Genomic DNA, 17,142 nt, shown 5'->3' with positions numbered 1-17,142 from the left:
GGTGCAGCACCTTTTAGATGTTTTTAGAGTCTTTTTCGCGTTATTGCCAAAGCATCATCGATGCGGCATCCGCGTTTTATTGTCCCGACGGCGGGCCGGGCCGCGGCCATCATCTATTCAACAGCGTTGTGCAATTATAGAAGTGATGCTGTCGTCTGTCCATGTCACAAAATAGGCCGCATCAAGTATCAAGCGCCGTCACACAGATTCAAAGATGGCAGCTAAATGCGATACCGCCGGCGAATGCTGTCGAAACGCTGCTGCATCTGCTGTTGCCGCTCTTCGGCACTAACCCGCTGGGACAGGGGTAGCACCTCGGACAAATCCGCTAAAGACACTACCTGGGTGGCAAATTCCGCCGTGGCGGTACTGAGCAGATTCCGGTAACAGATATTGCCCCGCTCAAAGCCCTGGGTATCCAGCCAATTGTGGAAACCGGGGTCATGCTGACAGACGACAATCCGCACTTTGCCATCATCATCGAGGGCGGTCCGTGCCGGCGTGTAACTGACCGGCCGATACAGGTAATCGAGGCTGTTAAAGAACACACCCATCGCCGACACCATCCAGAAACTGTCCGGCGGCGCGAACTCAATGATTAGCGCCTCATCCTCCGCTAATTGCCAGCACAGATTGGCCACCGCCCGGCCGCGTTTTTGGTCGTCCTGGCCCGCTGCCGCCGCCGGGTCGGGGGGAAAGCGATTGACTCCCACCGGGTCCACAAAGGGGCTGTACTGATAGGGGTGATCCGGCCAGTCGGTCATGACCGCCTCAACAAAGATACCGGCCCAGGCCATCGCGTCGGTCAGCGAATCCGCAGTCATCACAGGTCGAGGCTCGGTCATATCGAGCCGTTCGATAGTCAGCAAAGCCGGCGATTCACTCCAATCATCAAAGCCCTGACGGATAAACAACTTGCGGGTCTTAGCGGTGGTGGGCAGCCAGTTGCCGTCCCGCTCCGGACCGCCGATATAGAGCTCAAAGCGACCGTCATCGTCAATCTGCATTTGGTGGCCAAACAGATTGGCCTCGGGGATATCCCCAAAGGGGTCGTGAAGACTGGGAATATCCGTACCGGGTTGCTTGTCGGGGCGCTCCCCCTGCACGGTAAAGTTGATAAAGCGCGCACTGCCCCGCTCGCCGCTGACCCGATAACAGGATTGCCCATCGATCCAGGCTTGATGGTAGGTAAAGTCCGCTGCATCGCCTCCCAATTTGCGGGTGGGCGTGCAAAAGGGGTGAATCATGGGGTAGCGGCTGTCACGGGTCTCCAGGGCAAGATCAAAGGCCTGACCGAGGTTCTGGGTCAGGAAGCGAAACGCGTCAGCCCGATGAATCTCAGTGGCAGGATTATTGTCTTTGAACACCCGCTCACCGGCGGCCTCAAGCTGCCGGCAAAACTGCTGCCAGGCGGACTGCAGTTGGGCGTCGACCTCACTCTCACCAAAGGCCATATTTAGTCGCTCCCGATGTGTATCAGTTGTTCACCGACCCAGGCTCCGGCCCGGGCTACCGCCGCTTCAGCCCCCTCGTTATCGATGCGCGGGCCCAGTAATTCCAGATCAAAGCCGTTGCGGTAACCGGCATCAATCAGCCAGCGAAGAATATCCTTAAGGGGTATGTCGCCGTCGCCGGGTACTGCCCGGGCCGGCAGCGCTCGATCGCCGTAAACGTAGTCGCTGACCTGTACCAAATGCAGACGCGGCGCCGCTTTTTCAATCAAGCCACGCAGCCCGGCTTCGGTCCAACAACTGAAGATGTCCATGCACACGCCGATACCGGCGCGCTCGGCCAGTGTTATGGTATCGCGCAGGGTGTGAGCAATATGGATATCGGCATAAGCGGGCGGCGCGTTTTCCACCAGCAGCGGCAAACCCACCGCCTTTGCCCGATCAACGCAGGGGGCAATGGCCTCGGCAAACACATCCGCCGCCTGTTCCCAACTCATGTCACCCCGGCCGCCGGTGGTCATATAGATAGATCGGGCACCCAACTCACTGGTGGCATCAATCTGCGCCAGCAGACGATCCCGCGGGCCCTGCCAGCTCCCTGGATCGGGATTGAGGTGCTGCCCAACCATGTAGGTATGCACCACGGTTTCCACCTGGTAGTCACCACTGGCCAAGGCATTCCGGGCGCTGTCCAAGCCCTCTTTCTCGATCTGTAAGCCCACAAAACTCACCCGCTGGGCGCCAAGCCGCTGCCAACTCTCGGCCTGCTGGGCCAGTGACTGGGTCATCAGGCAAATGCCATTGACCGCCACTCTGGGGTGCATTGCCTTGGCCAATTTCTGTGTCACTTCAACTCCGCCTCGAGTCCAAAGCGCTCTCGGTAGGGGGCGAACTCACGATTTAGTTGCTGGATATCTACGCCGATATCATCGGCTGAGTAGCGGAACTTTCCATAGCGGTCGCCGCGATTGTTAGCCAAGTAATCCCGCATTGCCTGTTCCGCCTGGGCGGTGAATTCAATGCCACAAAAATCGTAGAACTTACCCACCGTGCCCACCGGGTCGGCAATAAAGTCGGTGTAGCGAACGTGGTGGATGCGCGGGTCGTCCACCAGAGGATTGTTCATGGTGTCTTCAATACCGGCCCGGGTCGCTGCCAGGTGAATCGCCGCCTGCTCTTTAACATCCACCACACCCCGGGCAAAGGCCTTGGTCAGCGCCGCCGCCATACCGATACGAGAGGCAGTGACCTGCACCGGATCCCGATGCGTCCAAATCAAACGGGCGTCGGGATAGGTGTCAAAGAAGGCCTGCAAGCGCGGACCGTGAAAGCCCTTGAGCGCCCAGCGTTTTTTGGGTCGACCGTGCTGGCAGTGCTGCAACATCATCTTGTGGATGCGGTACTGGGCGGCGGGATCGGTGGGCATACCGCCCACAAACATCCCGATGGGGGCTCGCCACCAGGCGGTGGGGGTCATCACCCGAAAGTCCATCGCCCAGGTCCGCTCACACTCCGGCAGGCCGTCTCCTAACATATCGTTGTAGGGGTGAATCTTCAGCCAGTCGGGCGCCATGGTGTTGATCTCCCGCCAGTCCTCGTCGGCACGAGTCCGGCGAGGATCATCCTCAGTAGCCAGCCCCGGTGGCGGTGAGGGATACATTACTTCCCAGAAACGCAGCGAGCGGGAGTCCGGGTCCACCGACAACAGTGCATGCAGCAGTGTGGTGCCGGACCGGGGCTCCCCCGTCGCAAAGATCGGGCGCTCAATCACCTCGTCGGCCAAACCTGGGTAGCGCTTATGATCGTCGAAGAACTGCAGCCGGGACTTTAACAAGCCCAAACTGACGTCCGCGGCGGCGCGCTGGCCGGACTCATCCAGGTTAAGTTTATGCAGCTGCTCCATCGCAATGGCAAAGCGGGACGCAAAACTGGGATCGCCGTAATCATTTAGCCCGGTATCGGCTTCAGCTTCAGCGAGCAGGGTCTGTGCTTTGAGAATATCATTCACGATTCACCTCCGCTTTGGCCGCACAACTTCAGCAACTCGTCCTCGGTCTCCCGCACTTTGCCCGGGGACGCGGCGCCATACTTCAAACCAGCCATACCACCGTAATCGAGGATTTTAGGTACCCGCAGACCGGCATCCACAAACCCCTTGATTTGTCGGGCGACCTGTTTCGGTGAGCCATGTGGAATCACCGCCAGTATCGATTCGGGGTCGACCTTCTCGCACATATCGAGAATGCGCTCCCGGGTCAGTACACCGGGGTTGATGTCCTGATAGCCGCGCCAATCCTCCCCCATGGGGTGATCAAAGCCAAAACTTTTAAGCGCCGGGGCAGAGATCTGCAGTATCCACGCTTTGACCAGGGGCGCCTTGAGTATCTCGGCCAACTCATCGTCATCGCCAATCAGGCAGGTCATGATAAAGGCCGGGACAATGGCCATCGGGTCGCGCCCTACCCGTTCTGCTTCCTGGCGAATCACCGCCAATTTGTCGGCGTACTCCTCCGGCGACCAGGCGCCGGCAGGCCACCAGCCATCGGCATAACGACCGGTGATTTTCAGCATCCGCGGTCCACTGGCGCCAATCCAAATAGACGGAAACTTGCCTTCATAGGGCTCGGTATCCAGGCGGGCGTGCTCCAAGCGGTAGAATTTGCCCTCAAAATCCACTGGCCCCTCGCTCTCCCACAGCAGGCGAATGACTTTCAAAGCTTCTTCAAAACGCCCTACCGGTTTATTAAAGTCAAAGCCGTAGGGCACCGTGTTCTCGGTCTCACCGCTGCCAATGCCGAGGATAAAACGCCCCTTGGACAGGTAATCCAAGGTCAGTGCCGACTGAGCCAGCAGGGACGGGTGACGGCGCACGGTATCCACCACGCTGGTGGCAATGGGCACGTTGCGGGTTTGCACTGCAGCCGCAGCCGCTACCGCCATGCCATCCAGATGCCGGTGTGGCGACGGCGATACTGTGGCCAGCTCGGTAAATTCCGGCGTCCAGATCGAGTCGGGCCAGAAGCTGACCATGTGATCGGGGAGCCAAATCGAGTGATAGCGACCGCTATCAAAGTTCTCTAACTGACTGAAATCCAGAGGTAAAGTGGTCCGCAGAAACGCGGCGGGTTGGACCTTCATATGCTCTCCGCTTTGGCGTGTACCGCCATAGACTGTGTTATTTGTTATCATCATCTATACGGGTATTTAATCACCACTGATGACTACTTGTAAATTCAATAACAATCACAATGAGGAGCAAGAGCAGACAATGCGGGTCATTATTATCGGCACGGGATTCGGTCAATACGCCATGGCACCGGCGTTTCAGGCACTTGGCTGGGAGGTGGACATCGTCTCGCCAAGAGACCAGGCTGGTCTAAACACGGCACTGGCCACAACCTGCGACCTCGTCTCCATCCACGCGCCGCCGTTTATGCACAAAGACCTGGTCGCCAAAGCCCTGGAGCACAACTGCAACGTGCTGTGCGACAAGCCCTTTGGCTGTAATACTGCCGATGCCGAAAGTATGGTGGCGATGGTCAATCAAAGCAGCGCGCTGCACTTCCTTAACTTTGAATTTCGTTACGACCCCTTGTGGCAACAACTCAAGAAACTGCTGGACGATGGCGCTATCGGTGAACCGTTGCACCTGAGCTCCTCGATGCATTTATCCCGCGGGCGCCAAGTGCCACACGGCTGGCTATTTGAAAGGCAGTTGGGAGGGGGTTGGATCGGCGCCTACGCCAGTCACTTTGTCGATCAGCTGCACTGGTTGTTTGGCTACATCGACGATGTCTACAGCCAACCGAGAATTGACTTTCCACTGCGGAAAGACAGAGACGGTAACCCGACACAGGCCAGCGCCGAAGACGCCATCAGTGCCTTGTTTACACTGTCAAACGGCACCACGGCACTACTGGACAGCAGCTTTGCCGCCGCTGTCGACCAACCGGGACAAGTCTTATTGATGGGCAGCGAGGGCAGTATTGCCATACGCCAGGGGGAGTCACTGAACCTCACCAAAGCGGACGGCAGCCAACACAACACGCCCTTCCCCGCCGGAGTTAACACCTTGCAGGCCTCGCTTCAGGCCTGGCTACAAGAAGTGGAAAAATCAATAAAGGCGAAGCGTCAGATCGCGCCTAACTTTGAAGATGGCTTACGCTGCGCACGAGTTTTGGAGACGATGCGGGCAGCGCTATAAGCCCTCAACGATAAAGGCTTGGTATTTAGCCGCTTTCAAGCGCATCGGCAAAGCACGCTGGTAGTCTTCATTGTTGTACCAGGCCCGAGCTTCATCCTTGGAGGCGAACTCCAGCACCACTACCGCCTCGGGAGCTACACCCTCCAGCCCCTCAATCGCGCCGTAGACCACTTTGGGATCGACCGGCGTGGGGTTATTCATTTCCCGGGTGAGTTGCTGGTATTCGGCCAGGGACTCGGCATCTTCCGTGGCAGATTGTTGCAACACAATTAAATAGGCGGGCATAGCAATAGTTACTCCTGTCGCTCTGGTAGTTGTTCTGGTACCAGCACGCCGTCACCATAAAGCTGGCCGATTAGGGACCAGGGTGCGGCATAAGGTCCTCGTTGTTCTTTTTTACGCTGCCGGCGAATCGAGGCCATCATGCCTTGGCGTATCAACGGTGCCAATCCCCGCACCGCAATCCGGACCACGGGGTTGAGTGAAGACTTTAACCACGCCAATGTGTCGTCCCAGCGATGCTGCTGAAACTGCAAAACGTCTTGGGCATCGCCAATATCGAACCAGTTGGTAAAACTCCAGCCAAGATCGTCATCGGGGTCACCGGGCAGACTGGCCTCTGGACCCAGGCGGCCTACTCCCAAGGCGGCCATCACATCGTCTTCGATCTCCCGTTGAGTTTTGCAATAGCTGTCGTCACCGGCCACCAAGAACACTCTATTGCGATGCGGCTGGGGCAACTGCGTGGCATTGGCAAAGGCCAATGCCACGTCCCGGGCATCGATGCCGTGAACTCGATTATCGCCAGGTGTGGCTCTGACCAAGGCTCGGTATTCATCGCTCATTTTGCCAAAACCGTCCGGCGACAAAACGCCCGCTAAACGCAAAATACCATAGGGCAGACCCGATTCCACCACACTTTGCTCACCGAGAACTTTGTCCATGCCATAACACTCGATGGGCTTGGTGGGCGTCTCGGAATTAATCACCGCCTGTGTATTAGGGTTACATGATCCATAGACGGCGGAACTGGAGGCAAAAATAAATAGCGGTGCATCCTTTAACGCCGTTGCTGCTGCCACCAGGTTGCGGGTCCCATCGACATTGACCCGATGGGCCAGCTCCGGCATGGCATAACAGACCGGCGACACGATGGCGGCCAAATGAATAATGGCGCCCGGTTGATAGCGCCGAACGAGATCTAGCACTCCCTCCCGATCGGTGAGGTCTACAAACGCTACCTGTAGCTTGTCGGAGGTATGCAACTGCTGGAGTTGGCTCGCGGCCTTGGCATTAGCGGGCGTACTGACGTCCGTTGCCACCACCGCCCCCCCCCGGGCCAGCAGGATTTCGACGCAGCGTTTGCCTACCTGCCCCATCGCACCCGTAACTAATATTGCTTCACTCATCACGATGCCTTTTATGATCCACGCTTTGATCCACTTTTTGACCCGAGACGCTGAAGCCAGGGCGGCATGTAGATCGAGAACAACAGATTAAAAATATCCATCCGCAGCCGGGTCAGGGTCGAAGTTTGGAATTTCCACTGGCCATCGATTTTTGTGTAGGTTTCCTTGTAGTGACCAAAGCCCCGCATATTAAAGCCGGGCGCCAAACGCACAACATCCTCCAGGGCCCATACACCCTCAGCGGTGGTCTCTGAGGTTATGGTAATTTCCGGCGCGTGAACCTGATGGACTGTCACCCTAGATGACTTGCCCAACATCTTTTGCACAAAGGCGACAAACTCATCGCCCCCTTCAATCACTTTGCCACCGGACTCCGAGGTATCGCTGAGAAAATCGTCAGTAAAGAGGGATCTCCAGTCCGTCCAATCTTTGGTATCCAGCAGCCGGCAGTAGCGGGCCTTGAGATTTTTGATTGCCTCAATATCCAGCAAGATAGTGACAGCATCCACCGTATTATCCCCCTTATTGTTGTAGTAAATGTGATTGCGCGCTGCCCGACTCACGTCTCGGACAAGGCGTCGACCAAGCCCCACTCCAGGGCCGTTCGGGCGTTGATGCGTCGTCCGCTGAGCACCATCCACGCCGTGCGCTGGCGCCCGATGCGACGGGGTATGCTCACCGTTCCCCCCGCCCCAGGCACCAGCCCCAGCTGCAACTCGGGAAGCTGAAAAAAACTCTTGGGGTGCGCCACGACGCGACTGGCAAAGGCTGGCAATTCCACCCCAGACCCAAGGCAGGCACCATGAACATAAAAGCAAATCCGCTCCCGCAAGGCATGGACTTTTCGCGCAGGGCTGTGAACAGATCGTACCCAATGGGCTGTGGCTACATCCGGTGCGCTGCCAAACTCACGCAGTTCGCCGCCGACACTGAAGCAGCTACCGCGTCCCGAAAACTGCAATTCAGTAATGCTGTCGTCCGCCTCCAATACCGACAGGGCTGTCATCCAGCCTTCCCGCATAGCCACCGTCATGGAATTGCGCAGCGCCGGTCGATTGAGCTGCGCTTGTAGAGTATTGCCCTCGCGATTGAGCAAGACCGGTTCATCGTTTTCGTCTTGGGGTATCTCTTCGGCGGGCTGGCTTTGGCGCCAGGCGGCAAACTCGCCACCGCCCTGCAAAGTAGCGTAAGCCAGGGACTCCACATCCAGGGCTGACTCCACCGCCAGCGTTTCGCTGGCCCGCAACACTTGCACCAGTACCTGGGCGGCTTGTGGCCATTTTGCTGCGCGCTCGGCAATCGCCTCGGCGGATTTCCGGTCTGGAACCAGCACATCAGCCGCAGCGGCACTGCCCTCACCAAAGGCAATGACCGGAACACTTTGCTGGCGCAACCAGTGCAGGTCATCACCGGCCTGCTCTGTGGGTATGACTATACTGGCCATGGGGTTCTCTCTAATGGTCCTCAAGCCACCTTTTATCGGCGGTGTTATTGTTGATTATCGCGATGGTAAATCAGTTGGCCACTGCTGAAGGTGGCCACGACATGATCCCGTCGCAAGTCCTGCCGACATTGTTGCCACGGTGCATCCAGCACACACAAATCCGCTTCCATCCCCGACTGAACCGTCAGCCCACCCCCGGGTTTCCGTAACAGCCCGCTATAAAGCGATGCCGCTTGTTCGGGGTCTATGGCCTCACCGGCTTGCAAGACCTGGCCGCTCCGGCTGCGACGATTAATGGCTGCAGCCATGCCCGCCCAGGGGTCGATATCACCATAGGGGGCATCGCTGCCGGCAGCTAAAGCCACCCCCCTGTCGAGAAATCCCGCCCCGCGATACAGCAGCGGGATATCGTCGGCATCGACGTCTCGTAAATACTGATCGCCACGCTCGGCAATAAAGTGCGGCTGAGTGACTGCAGTCACACCCAGGGTAGCGAGCTTGTCCATGGCATAGTCGTCAGTTACCGAGGCATGCTCTATGCGATCTCCGGGTAGTGCACCGGCCTCCTCTAGCGCCGCCAAGGCAAAGTGCAGTTCCACCCGGGTAACGCAGTGCACGGCAATGCACCGCTGGTAACGGTGAGCCTCGGCGATACGCCGGGTAAACTCAGCCATATCCGGCAAGGCCGCCTCCCGCAGGTAGAGTTTTAAAGGACCGACTTCAATTCGGCCCGGAATAGCATCTTCCACCCCGTTGAGGCTTTCATTACCCATGACCAGCAGGCGCTGCTTGAACTGACCAGACACAACGGCATCCCGCAAAGATTGCCACTGACTTAGACCGTTATTGACGCCGGTTTCTGTGACAGCGCTAATGCCTAACCGAGCCAAATCCCGGGATAAGCTTGTCAAACTCAATGCACTGCGGGGGATGCGTTGCCCCAGCCAGTCGTCACAGTCGTAAAAACGACCGGTCAGTGCCCCGCTCCCATCCCGCTCGGCACCCAGCGGCAAGGCATCGCCAGCATCAATACTTAGCGCCTCGATGGCCGCCGAGTTCAGCACCCACATCATGCCGCTGCGGTGCTGCACTCTTACCGGTACGTCGGCGCATACCGCATCCAACCAATGCCGATTCAGATCTGGGCAGACACTATCGTGGAATCCCACACCACGAACCCAATCCCGGTTGACTGCACAGTGCTGCCCTAAGGCCTCACGCAGATCCGCTGCATTGTTCACCTGGGGTGGGCCGCAGTGCAGTGAACGCCGCGCCGAGGCGGCGGCAAACAAATGCAGGTGATGATCCCGAAGCCCTGGCAGGATTACGCCACCCCTGGCATCCAGCTCGGGCTCGCCGGGCTGCGGATGCAGGGATGCTGCCGCAGCTACTATGCCCCCGCGATCCAGTCGCACCGACAGGGCATTGCCGTCAACATCCTGGCCATTGCTTACCAAATAAGTGGTGGAATCGGGCGAGGTCACAGGCCAAACTCCCGACAGACTGCTTGCGTGTCCCGTCCGAGCTCACCAGCGCGAAGCGGGGCCCGCCGGGCCACCGGCGGGGATACCGGGTACGACTTGAGGTCAGGCTGGCACAAGCGGGGATCAGCGCTGAATCCGGCGCCAAAGTTCACCACATCCCGTAGCGCCACATCCAGCAACACGCCACCGCCTTGATGCCAGGCATGTCGCGCTAACACGGCGCTGTGAAGACCCGTCAGGGGGTCGGCGATGGCATCACCACAGATCAAGGGCTGGCCGTAAACCTGTTCCATCAGCTGGGATAAGCCCGCCGCCACCCCGGCGTCGTCGCCGTAGGCAATCCAGTCCCGATTGGGAGCACAGCGACCGTAGCCGGTGATACTCAACCACACCTTGCCGGGACGCTGGGCCAGCATCGGCTCGGCATTGATCTGCATCTGTTCCAGGGCTCTGGGTCGAGTGGATTCAATCACGATATCGGCGAGCTCCAACAGTCGGTATAACTGCCGCTGTCCTTTCTCACTGGTCAGATCCAAGGCGACACACTCTTTGCCACTGTTCATCAGATCAAAAAATGCTGGCGACCCGGTGCGAGCACCATCGGCTCGAGTCAGGCCTTCTACCTTAATCACCCGGGCACCGGATTGCGCCAATAACTGACCACATAAAGGCCCGGCCCACAGACTGCTGAGATCCACCACCAACGGCTGTTCATCGGCGGACGTCGGGCGACGCCTTGCACCATAAGGTGTTTGTCTAAACCACGAGGCGGGATCGGCACTGTGCCCCGGACCGTCACAAGCAGGGGCCGAACTCACCGCCACCGCCAAGCCCAGCAGGCGGGCGCGCTCCAGTAACAGCGCCGCCGGGTAGTCCGGCAATTCCGCCGCCAGCCCCTCCCAATCGTGGACATCGGTCTGCAACCAGGCCGGCAACAGCTCAAAGTCATCGTCCCGGGCGAGGTTGATGGCCAGTATCGCGTCGGCGCAGGACAACAAGCGACAACTGCCCCCCGGGGAACGATCTCCCTGGCGTTTATAACCAAATAGTGCCGCACGCTCCCCCAACAGCCGGTAGGCGGCAAAGTCGGAGGCAAAGTGTTCAGGACATAAAGTCGATAGCGCCAGCCAGGCACCCTGGGCACAGGCAGCCAAAGGCGCTGGCGAATGCAGGGGCGCGCCGTCCGGCAAGCCGGTCAAGGCCATGGCGCCGGAGTCCGCCCACAATGCACTGGCAGAACGATTATCGGCAGGTAGCGCCGCCAGCAGGGGCTCGCCAACCCCCATAGAGGACAACAGCGCATGACCGTAATCCTGCGCGGTTATTTCCTGGAGCCCGGAGCGATAGGGAGACAGCGACGCCATAGAAAGGTAAGAAAAGTTGCCCGAATTCACACAGCTTATCACGCTGTCAGCGACGCTGAGTGAATTCGGCAAGGCATTGACGTGTCGCGTTATTTTACTGCCTTACACGTCCACAAGCCCGGGGCTTACACCCTACCGGTCACCGGAATCAATGCACCGGTAATCGGCTCGCTGGCGGAGCTCAGCAGGAACAAAATCACCTTGCCCAGGGCCTCTGGTGTCACCCAGGTGGAGAAGTCGGCATCGGCCATGGCCTCGCGGTTGGGCTTGGTGTCGATCACGCTGGGGAGCACCGCGTTCACGGTGATGTTCTTTTCTTTCAGCTCTTCAGAGAGCGCTTCCGTGAGCTTGGCCACACCAGACTTGGCCGCCGCGTAGGCCCCCAAACCGGCTGCCGCTTTCATGGCGCCGGCGGCACTGATATTGACGATACGGCCGCCGCCAGCGGGGAAATGCGGCAGCGCCGCCTGGCTGGCACTCACCGCGGTGCGCAAATTGATTTGATACTGCTGGTCCCAAGTATCGATGCTGCCCTCGGCCAGCGTTTCCCAGGCAAAGCCGCCGGCGATATTTACCAGACCGTCGATACGGCCGTATTCTTTGGCCAGCTCGGCAAAGCGGGCCTGGGTGGCCTTGGCATCCCCCAGGTCCAATGCCGGCACCGCCTTGGCACCCGCCACCGGCTCGCCGTCCACACAATCTACCGCCAGCACAGTGGCGCCCGCTGCTACAGCCGCACTGCATACGCCCCGTCCGAGAGAACCCAGCGCGCCAGTCACTACAATAATTTTATTTTCCAGATCCATCCTCTACCTCACATTACTTTATGGGTAATTGCCGTATTGGTGGATGACGGTGCATCCAATGTAGAAAAGGGCCCCGCTAAGGAGCCCGCGATTTTTATAATGTCGATGCTGTTATTTGCTGGAGGGGAAGGAAAACGCTGCCCCCTCCCGCAGACCACTGGAAGGCCAGCGCTGGGTAATAGTCTTGCGACGGGTATAGAACCGCACTGCATCCGGCCCATAGATCGATAAGTCGCCAAACAGTGAGCGCTTCCAACCGCCAAAGCTCTGGGACGCCACCGGCACCGGCAGCGGCACATTGACCCCCACCATGCCAACCTTGATGTTGTCGGTAAAGAAGCGCGCGGCTTCACCATCCCGGGTAAAGATACAAGTGCCGTTGCCGTATTCGTGATCGTCGATCAGCTTCATGCCTTCCTGCAGGCTATCCACCCGCACCACGCAAAGCGCTGGCCCAAAGATTTCGTCCTCGTAGATCGACATCCCCGGCTTGACCCGATCAAACAGACTGGCCCCCAGGAAGTAGCCCCCTTCGTGGCCGGGCACGCTGTATTGGCGACCATCGCAGACCAGCTCGGCCCCTTCGCTCTCACAGCGATCGATGTAAGACGCAACCCGCTGCTGATGAGCCTGGGTAATCAGCGGCCCCATATCGTGAGAGGCATCGGTTCCAGGCCCGACTTTCAAGCCAGCGATACGACTCTTCAGTTTTTCCACAATGGTATCGGCTGTGTCCTCGCCCACCGCGACGACCACCGAGATGGCCATGCAGCGCTCACCGGCAGAACCGTAGGCGGCCCCCATCAACGCATCGGCTGCATCGTCGGCATCGGCATCCGGCATCACAATGGCGTGGTTTTTGGCGCCACCCAGGGCCTGGCAGCGCTTGCCGTGGTTACAGGCGGTGCGATACACAGACTCAGCGACGGGGGTAGAACCCACAAAGGACACGGCCTCGATGCGTGGATCGGACAGCAAGGTATCCACCGCTTCTTTGTCGCCATTGACCACATTGAATACGCCGTCCGGCAGGCCTGCCTCTTTCAACAGTTGGGCAATAAACAGCGGCGCCGAGGGGTCGCGCTCAGAAGGTTTAAGGATAAATGTGTTGCCGCACACCAGCGCCATGGGATACATCCACAAAGGCACCATGGCAGGGAAGTTAAACGGGGTGATACCGGCCACCACACCCAGTGGCTGGAACTCACTCCAGGCATCAATGGCAGGGCCGGCATTTTTGCTGTGCTCGCCTTTCAGGAGCTCAGGCGCGCCGCAGGCATATTCCACTACCTCAATGCCCCGCATCAACTCGCCCCGGGCGTCGTCCAGCACCTTGCCGTGCTCGTCGGTAATCATCGCGACAATCTTATCGGCATTGGCCTCCAACAGTTCTTTAAAGCGATACATCACCCGGGCCCGCTTCATCGGCGGTGTATTGCGCCAGGCCGGAAACGCTGCCTGGGCCACTTCGATTGCACGCTCTACGGTTGCGCTGTCAGCCACCGCTACGGTCTTGTTGGACTCACCTGTCGCAGGGTTGTATACAGGCAAAGTGCGCGGTGCGTCGGTAACGACCTCCCCGGCAATAAAGTGACCAATCAAACTCATCATTCTGTCCTCATAACTTCTCAATACAACAGCGCTGCTGTGTGCTGCCAATACCCAGTCGCCAAACGGGCAATTGTGGGCCACCGCGATAGCTAACGCGCATTCTGTCACAGATCACTATTGTACACCAGTGTTGACCACATAATGCGCGACTGCTAGTCTTTTACACTACGATAACAGCGCAATTCCCAAACGCGCATCTACTAATATCAATAACGCGTACCGTAAACCGACAGAGCCCCATCGAGCGAGCTCACCCACTAATGCGGTACCTATAAAATGCACACGGAGCTACGACGCCCATGAATTTCGAGTTGACCGAAGACCAGCGCATGATTGCTGACAGTTTTGCCCGTTTTATGGACGAGCAAAGCAGCCCAGAGCGGGTACGTGCCGCCGCCGAGCAAGGTGGCTTCGATCAAGCCTTTTGGCAGGGTCTTGCCGAGCTGGGCGCTTTCTCCCTGCGGGTACCCGAAGAGCTGGGTGGCCTGGGCTTGGGGGTTCTGGACGCCGCCGTATTGATGGAAGAAGCCGGTCGCACCCTCGCCTCTGGCCCCATTGCTGAGACATTGGTCGCCACACGACTGCTGGCCAAACTGGCCGGCGATAGCCAGGGCGACCTGTTGGAGCAGGCCATTGCCGGCAGCGACGTGGTCAGCATTGCCTACCACGACATCAATGACCAAAAGGTTCAGTGGATTGCCGGCGGCGCCGTGGCCAGCGCGGTCATCGCCCGCCGCGGCAACGATATAGTGCTTTGCCAGGTATCCGGCCAAGGCGAAGCCAACCTTGCCTCCACCCCCATTGCCGAGATTGACTTGGGTGCCGCGGAGCAAAGTGTGCTTGGCAGCGGCAACGACGCCCTGACCACCTTTGCCCAGGGCCTGGAAGAGTGGAAATTGATGATGGCAGCGGGCCTGTCCGGCCTCGCTAGAGAGGCGGTGCAAAAGGCCGCCACCTATGCCTGCGAGCGCGAAGCCTTTGGCCAAGCCATCGGCGCCTATCAGGGTATTTCCCACCCCCTGGCGGATTTGATCGTCGACATTGACGGCGGTAAATATTTTAACTGGAAGGCCATTCACGATATTGCCCACGGCGAAGCCGATGCCGGCGCAGAAGTGTCTATGTCACTGTGGTGGAATGCCGACACCGCCGGTCGCGCCGTGACTCAGGCCCTGCACACCTTTGGTGGCTATGGCCTGGCCACAGAATACGACATCCATCTCTACACCCTGCGCGCCAAAGCCTGGCCGCTGGTAGTGGGTGACCCCACCCGCTTCCTTGAAGAAGCCGGCCGTCGCCTCTACGCCAATGAAAGTGCCGCTCTGCCCGAGGTGGGTGAGATCGCCATTGACTTCGATCTGGGCGACGACGCTCGCGCCATGGCCAAGGAGTTAGATGATCTGTTTAACGCCACTCTGACTCCGGAACTGCGCGCCAAAGCTCACTACTCCTTCGACGGTTTCGACCGGGGTGTACATAAAATCCTCGCTGAAAACCGCTTTCTGTTCCCGGCTTGGTCAAAAGAGTACGGTGGTCGCGACGCCGAACCCTACGCCGCTGTCGCCCTGAGCCGTGTGTGGGAAAAACACGGCTGGACCAGCCACCCGGTCAGCACCTCGATGCTGGTGGGCACCATGATTCAGAAGTGCGGCAATGACGAGCTGAAAGACGAAGTCCTCAGCAAAATTATCAGTGGCGACGCCATCTGCAGCCTGGGCTACTCAGAGCCCGGTTGTGGCTCAGACGTATTTGCCTGTAAAACCAAAGCCACCCAGCAAGAAGACGGCTCCTGGCGGATCGACGGCGCCAAAATGTGGACCAGCGGTGCCAATATCGCCCAGTACGTGCTGATGCTGACTCGCACCAACCCCGATGTGGCTAAGCACAAGGGCCTGACCATGTTTGTGGTGCCTTTGGACGCCGAAGGTATCGAGATTCAACCAGTGCACACCTTCCAGGACGAGCGCACCAACGCCACCTTCTATGACAACGTACAGGTGCCGGATAAGTATCGCTTGGGCCCCGTCGACGGCGGCGTTAAAGTCATGGCTGCGGCACTGGAATTGGAACACGGCGGCGGCTTTATGAAGAGCCAGTTCGCCATGACCGAGGCCGCCGAAGCCCTGTGCCGAGAAGTGTCAGTGGGCGGCAAAGCGCTGATCGAGCATGTCGATGCGCAAAAACGACTGGCGCGTTCCAAGCTGCACGCCTACATCGGTGAAGTGCTGGGTAACCGCGCACTGTGGACCGGAGTCAACGGTCTGGAGAGCAAAGCTTACGGTCCCATGACCAAAATGTTCTCGTCGGAGAAATTCCAATCCGACGCCCGGGATCTATTGGATCTGACAGCGCCCCACTCCTTGTCCAAGCGTGAGGGCCCGGCAGGCGAATTGAACCTGGCCTATCGCCACGCTCACGGCACCACCATCTACGGCGGCACCAGTGAGGTTCATCGCAGCATGATCGCCGAACGGGCGCTGGGCCTGCCCCGCACTCGCGGGTAGGATGAAGGACATTAATAAAACTAAAAGGAAAACACCATGAGCGACGCGCCGCACTTATTGGTCAGCGAAGAAGACGGTATTTTAATTGCGACTCTAAACCGACCCGACAAGCTCAATGCCCTCACCGGGCAAACCATGCAGTTGTTTGAGGAAGCCCTGCTGCGTTTTCGGGACACCCCGGAACTGAAGGTGATGCTGATCCGCGCCACCGGCCGCTACTTCTGCTCCGGTGCAGACCTCCGCGACCGCTCCGGCGAGCCAGAAAAACCCGCCACCACCGGTGTCGCAATCCGCGAAAAGCATCGTTTGGGCTTACATGGCATGCACCGCATCTACGACGAGATGGAGCATATTGAAAAGCCCATCGTCGTCGCCCACCAGGGCACCTGCGTTGGCGGCGGTCTAGAGATGTCACTGTCCTGTGACTTCCGCCTCGCGGCCAAGAGCGCCAGTTATGCGTTTCCAGAAGGCAAATTCGGTGTGCTACCGGCCTCCAATGGCGTCAGCCGTCTGACCCGCATTGTCGGCCCCCACTGGGCTCGCTACCTGATCATGGCCAACCTGCCCGCCGATGCCGACCGCGCACTGACCATGGGGCTGGTTCACGAAGTTTACCCCGACGAGAATTTTGACGAAGACGCCATGAACTTCTGCCGTCACATCGCCAAGCAAAACGCCGAGCAGATGGGCACCGCCAAAATAGCCATTGAGCTGTGTAGCGAAGTGGGCCGCGACCAGGCCCGCCATGTCGAGCGTATGGCCAACAGCGCACTGATGCTCAACCCGGAATATCTGGCCGGCATCGAGCGCTACGTGAAAAGCATTGGCTCCCAGGGCAAAAAAGACTAACCGAGCTTTCCTCCGG

General features: G+C 58.7%; 15 protein-coding genes. 3 read left to right on the top strand and 12 right to left on the bottom strand.

Features of this window, described 5'->3' with window-relative positions; all coding sequences use genetic code 11:
- Positions 1–221: 221 nt before the first annotated feature.
- Genes I6N98_RS06730 through I6N98_RS06715 form a run of 4 tightly spaced genes read right to left on the bottom strand, consistent with a single transcriptional unit; the run spans position 222 to position 4,589 of the window.
- Positions 222–1,454, bottom strand: a complete 1,233-nt coding sequence (locus I6N98_RS06730; RefSeq protein WP_198571024.1) for a DUF1214 domain-containing protein — start codon at positions 1,452–1,454, stop codon at positions 222–224.
- Positions 1,455–1,456: 2 nt separating this feature from the next.
- Positions 1,457–2,299: a sugar phosphate isomerase/epimerase family protein gene (locus tag I6N98_RS06725; protein WP_198571023.1), complete on the bottom strand. Its 843-nt coding sequence runs from the start codon at positions 2,297–2,299 to the stop codon at positions 1,457–1,459.
- On the bottom strand, positions 2,296–3,459 hold the full coding sequence (locus tag I6N98_RS06720) for a sulfotransferase family protein (protein ID WP_198571022.1): 1,164 nt from the start codon (positions 3,457–3,459) through the stop codon (positions 2,296–2,298). The genes I6N98_RS06725 and I6N98_RS06720 overlap by 4 nt, the downstream gene beginning before the upstream one ends.
- Positions 3,456–4,589, bottom strand: coding sequence for an LLM class flavin-dependent oxidoreductase (locus tag I6N98_RS06715; RefSeq protein ID WP_198571021.1), 1,134 nt, complete (start codon positions 4,587–4,589; stop codon positions 3,456–3,458). The genes I6N98_RS06720 and I6N98_RS06715 overlap by 4 nt, the downstream gene beginning before the upstream one ends.
- 130 nt (positions 4,590–4,719) lie before the next feature.
- Between I6N98_RS06715 and I6N98_RS06710 the strand changes: the two genes are divergently transcribed.
- Positions 4,720–5,655 (top strand): Gfo/Idh/MocA family protein, encoded by a 936-nt coding sequence (locus tag I6N98_RS06710; protein WP_198571020.1) that lies wholly within the window; start codon positions 4,720–4,722, stop codon positions 5,653–5,655.
- On the opposite strand, the gene I6N98_RS06705 is transcribed toward I6N98_RS06710, so the two are convergent.
- The 8 genes from I6N98_RS06705 to I6N98_RS06670 form a co-directional block, all read right to left on the bottom strand.
- On the bottom strand, positions 5,650–5,940 hold the full coding sequence (locus tag I6N98_RS06705; protein ID WP_198571019.1) for a DUF1330 domain-containing protein: 291 nt from the start codon (positions 5,938–5,940) through the stop codon (positions 5,650–5,652). The genes I6N98_RS06710 and I6N98_RS06705 overlap by 6 nt on opposite strands.
- A gap of 8 nt (positions 5,941–5,948) precedes the next feature.
- Positions 5,949–7,064, bottom strand: coding sequence for an NAD-dependent epimerase/dehydratase family protein (locus I6N98_RS06700; RefSeq protein ID WP_198571018.1), 1,116 nt, complete (start codon positions 7,062–7,064; stop codon positions 5,949–5,951).
- An 11-nt stretch (positions 7,065–7,075) separates the two neighbouring features.
- Positions 7,076–7,627, bottom strand: a complete 552-nt coding sequence (locus tag I6N98_RS06695) for a nuclear transport factor 2 family protein (protein WP_198571017.1) — start codon at positions 7,625–7,627, stop codon at positions 7,076–7,078.
- The gene (locus I6N98_RS06690) at positions 7,624–8,508 is read right to left on the bottom strand and encodes an enoyl-CoA hydratase/isomerase family protein (protein ID WP_198571016.1); all 885 of its coding nucleotides are present in this window, start codon (positions 8,506–8,508) and stop codon (positions 7,624–7,626) included. Before I6N98_RS06690 ends, I6N98_RS06695 begins: the two co-directional genes overlap by 4 nt.
- Positions 8,509–8,552: 44 nt before the next feature.
- The gene (locus I6N98_RS06685; RefSeq protein WP_198571015.1) at positions 8,553–9,992 is read right to left on the bottom strand and encodes an amidohydrolase family protein; all 1,440 of its coding nucleotides are present in this window, start codon (positions 9,990–9,992) and stop codon (positions 8,553–8,555) included.
- Positions 9,989–11,386: a CoA transferase gene (locus tag I6N98_RS06680; RefSeq protein WP_198571014.1), complete on the bottom strand. Its 1,398-nt coding sequence runs from the start codon at positions 11,384–11,386 to the stop codon at positions 9,989–9,991. Before I6N98_RS06680 ends, I6N98_RS06685 begins: the two co-directional genes overlap by 4 nt.
- 95 nt (positions 11,387–11,481) lie before the next feature.
- Positions 11,482–12,162: an SDR family NAD(P)-dependent oxidoreductase gene (locus I6N98_RS06675; protein ID WP_198571013.1), complete on the bottom strand. Its 681-nt coding sequence runs from the start codon at positions 12,160–12,162 to the stop codon at positions 11,482–11,484.
- A 111-nt stretch (positions 12,163–12,273) separates the two neighbouring features.
- Positions 12,274–13,773: a CoA-acylating methylmalonate-semialdehyde dehydrogenase gene (locus I6N98_RS06670; RefSeq protein ID WP_273475593.1), complete on the bottom strand. Its 1,500-nt coding sequence runs from the start codon at positions 13,771–13,773 to the stop codon at positions 12,274–12,276.
- 299 nt (positions 13,774–14,072) lie between these two features.
- On the opposite strand from I6N98_RS06670, the gene I6N98_RS06665 reads away from it, so the two are divergent.
- Both I6N98_RS06665 and I6N98_RS06660 read left to right on the top strand, forming a co-directional pair.
- Positions 14,073–16,277, top strand: a complete 2,205-nt coding sequence (locus I6N98_RS06665; protein ID WP_198571012.1) for an acyl-CoA dehydrogenase family protein — start codon at positions 14,073–14,075, stop codon at positions 16,275–16,277.
- 36 nt (positions 16,278–16,313) lie between these two features.
- Complete coding sequence (locus I6N98_RS06660; protein WP_198571011.1) at positions 16,314–17,126, top strand: enoyl-CoA hydratase/isomerase family protein; 813 nt, start codon at positions 16,314–16,316, stop codon at positions 17,124–17,126.
- Positions 17,127–17,142 lie beyond the last annotated feature (16 nt).

The organism is Spongiibacter nanhainus, assembly GCF_016132545.1.
Classification (GTDB): domain Bacteria; phylum Pseudomonadota; class Gammaproteobacteria; order Pseudomonadales; family Spongiibacteraceae; genus Spongiibacter; species Spongiibacter nanhainus.
The sequence above is the reverse complement of the archived record's forward strand: the minus strand, read 5'-3'. Positions and strand labels throughout refer to the sequence as shown.

Excerpts from the sequence above, each read along its gene's own strand:
- I6N98_RS06690 (WP_198571016.1), bottom strand. The coding sequence starts at position 8,508 with ATGGCCAGTATAGTCATACCCACAGAGCAGGCCGGTGATGACCTGCAC.
- I6N98_RS06665 (WP_198571012.1), top strand. The coding sequence starts at position 14,073 with ATGAATTTCGAGTTGACCGAAGACCAGCGCATGATTGCTGACAGTTTT.
- I6N98_RS06705 (WP_198571019.1), bottom strand. The coding sequence starts at position 5,940 with ATGCCCGCCTATTTAATTGTGTTGCAACAATCTGCCACGGAAGATGCC.
- I6N98_RS06710 (WP_198571020.1), top strand. The coding sequence starts at position 4,720 with ATGCGGGTCATTATTATCGGCACGGGATTCGGTCAATACGCCATGGCA.
- I6N98_RS06660 (WP_198571011.1), top strand. The coding sequence starts at position 16,314 with ATGAGCGACGCGCCGCACTTATTGGTCAGCGAAGAAGACGGTATTTTA.
- I6N98_RS06670 (WP_273475593.1), bottom strand. The coding sequence starts at position 13,773 with ATGATGAGTTTGATTGGTCACTTTATTGCCGGGGAGGTCGTTACCGAC.
- I6N98_RS06675 (WP_198571013.1), bottom strand. The coding sequence starts at position 12,162 with ATGGATCTGGAAAATAAAATTATTGTAGTGACTGGCGCGCTGGGTTCT.
- I6N98_RS06715 (WP_198571021.1), bottom strand. The coding sequence starts at position 4,589 with ATGAAGGTCCAACCCGCCGCGTTTCTGCGGACCACTTTACCTCTGGAT.
- I6N98_RS06730 (WP_198571024.1), bottom strand. The coding sequence starts at position 1,454 with ATGGCCTTTGGTGAGAGTGAGGTCGACGCCCAACTGCAGTCCGCCTGG.
- I6N98_RS06700 (WP_198571018.1), bottom strand. The coding sequence starts at position 7,064 with ATGAGTGAAGCAATATTAGTTACGGGTGCGATGGGGCAGGTAGGCAAA.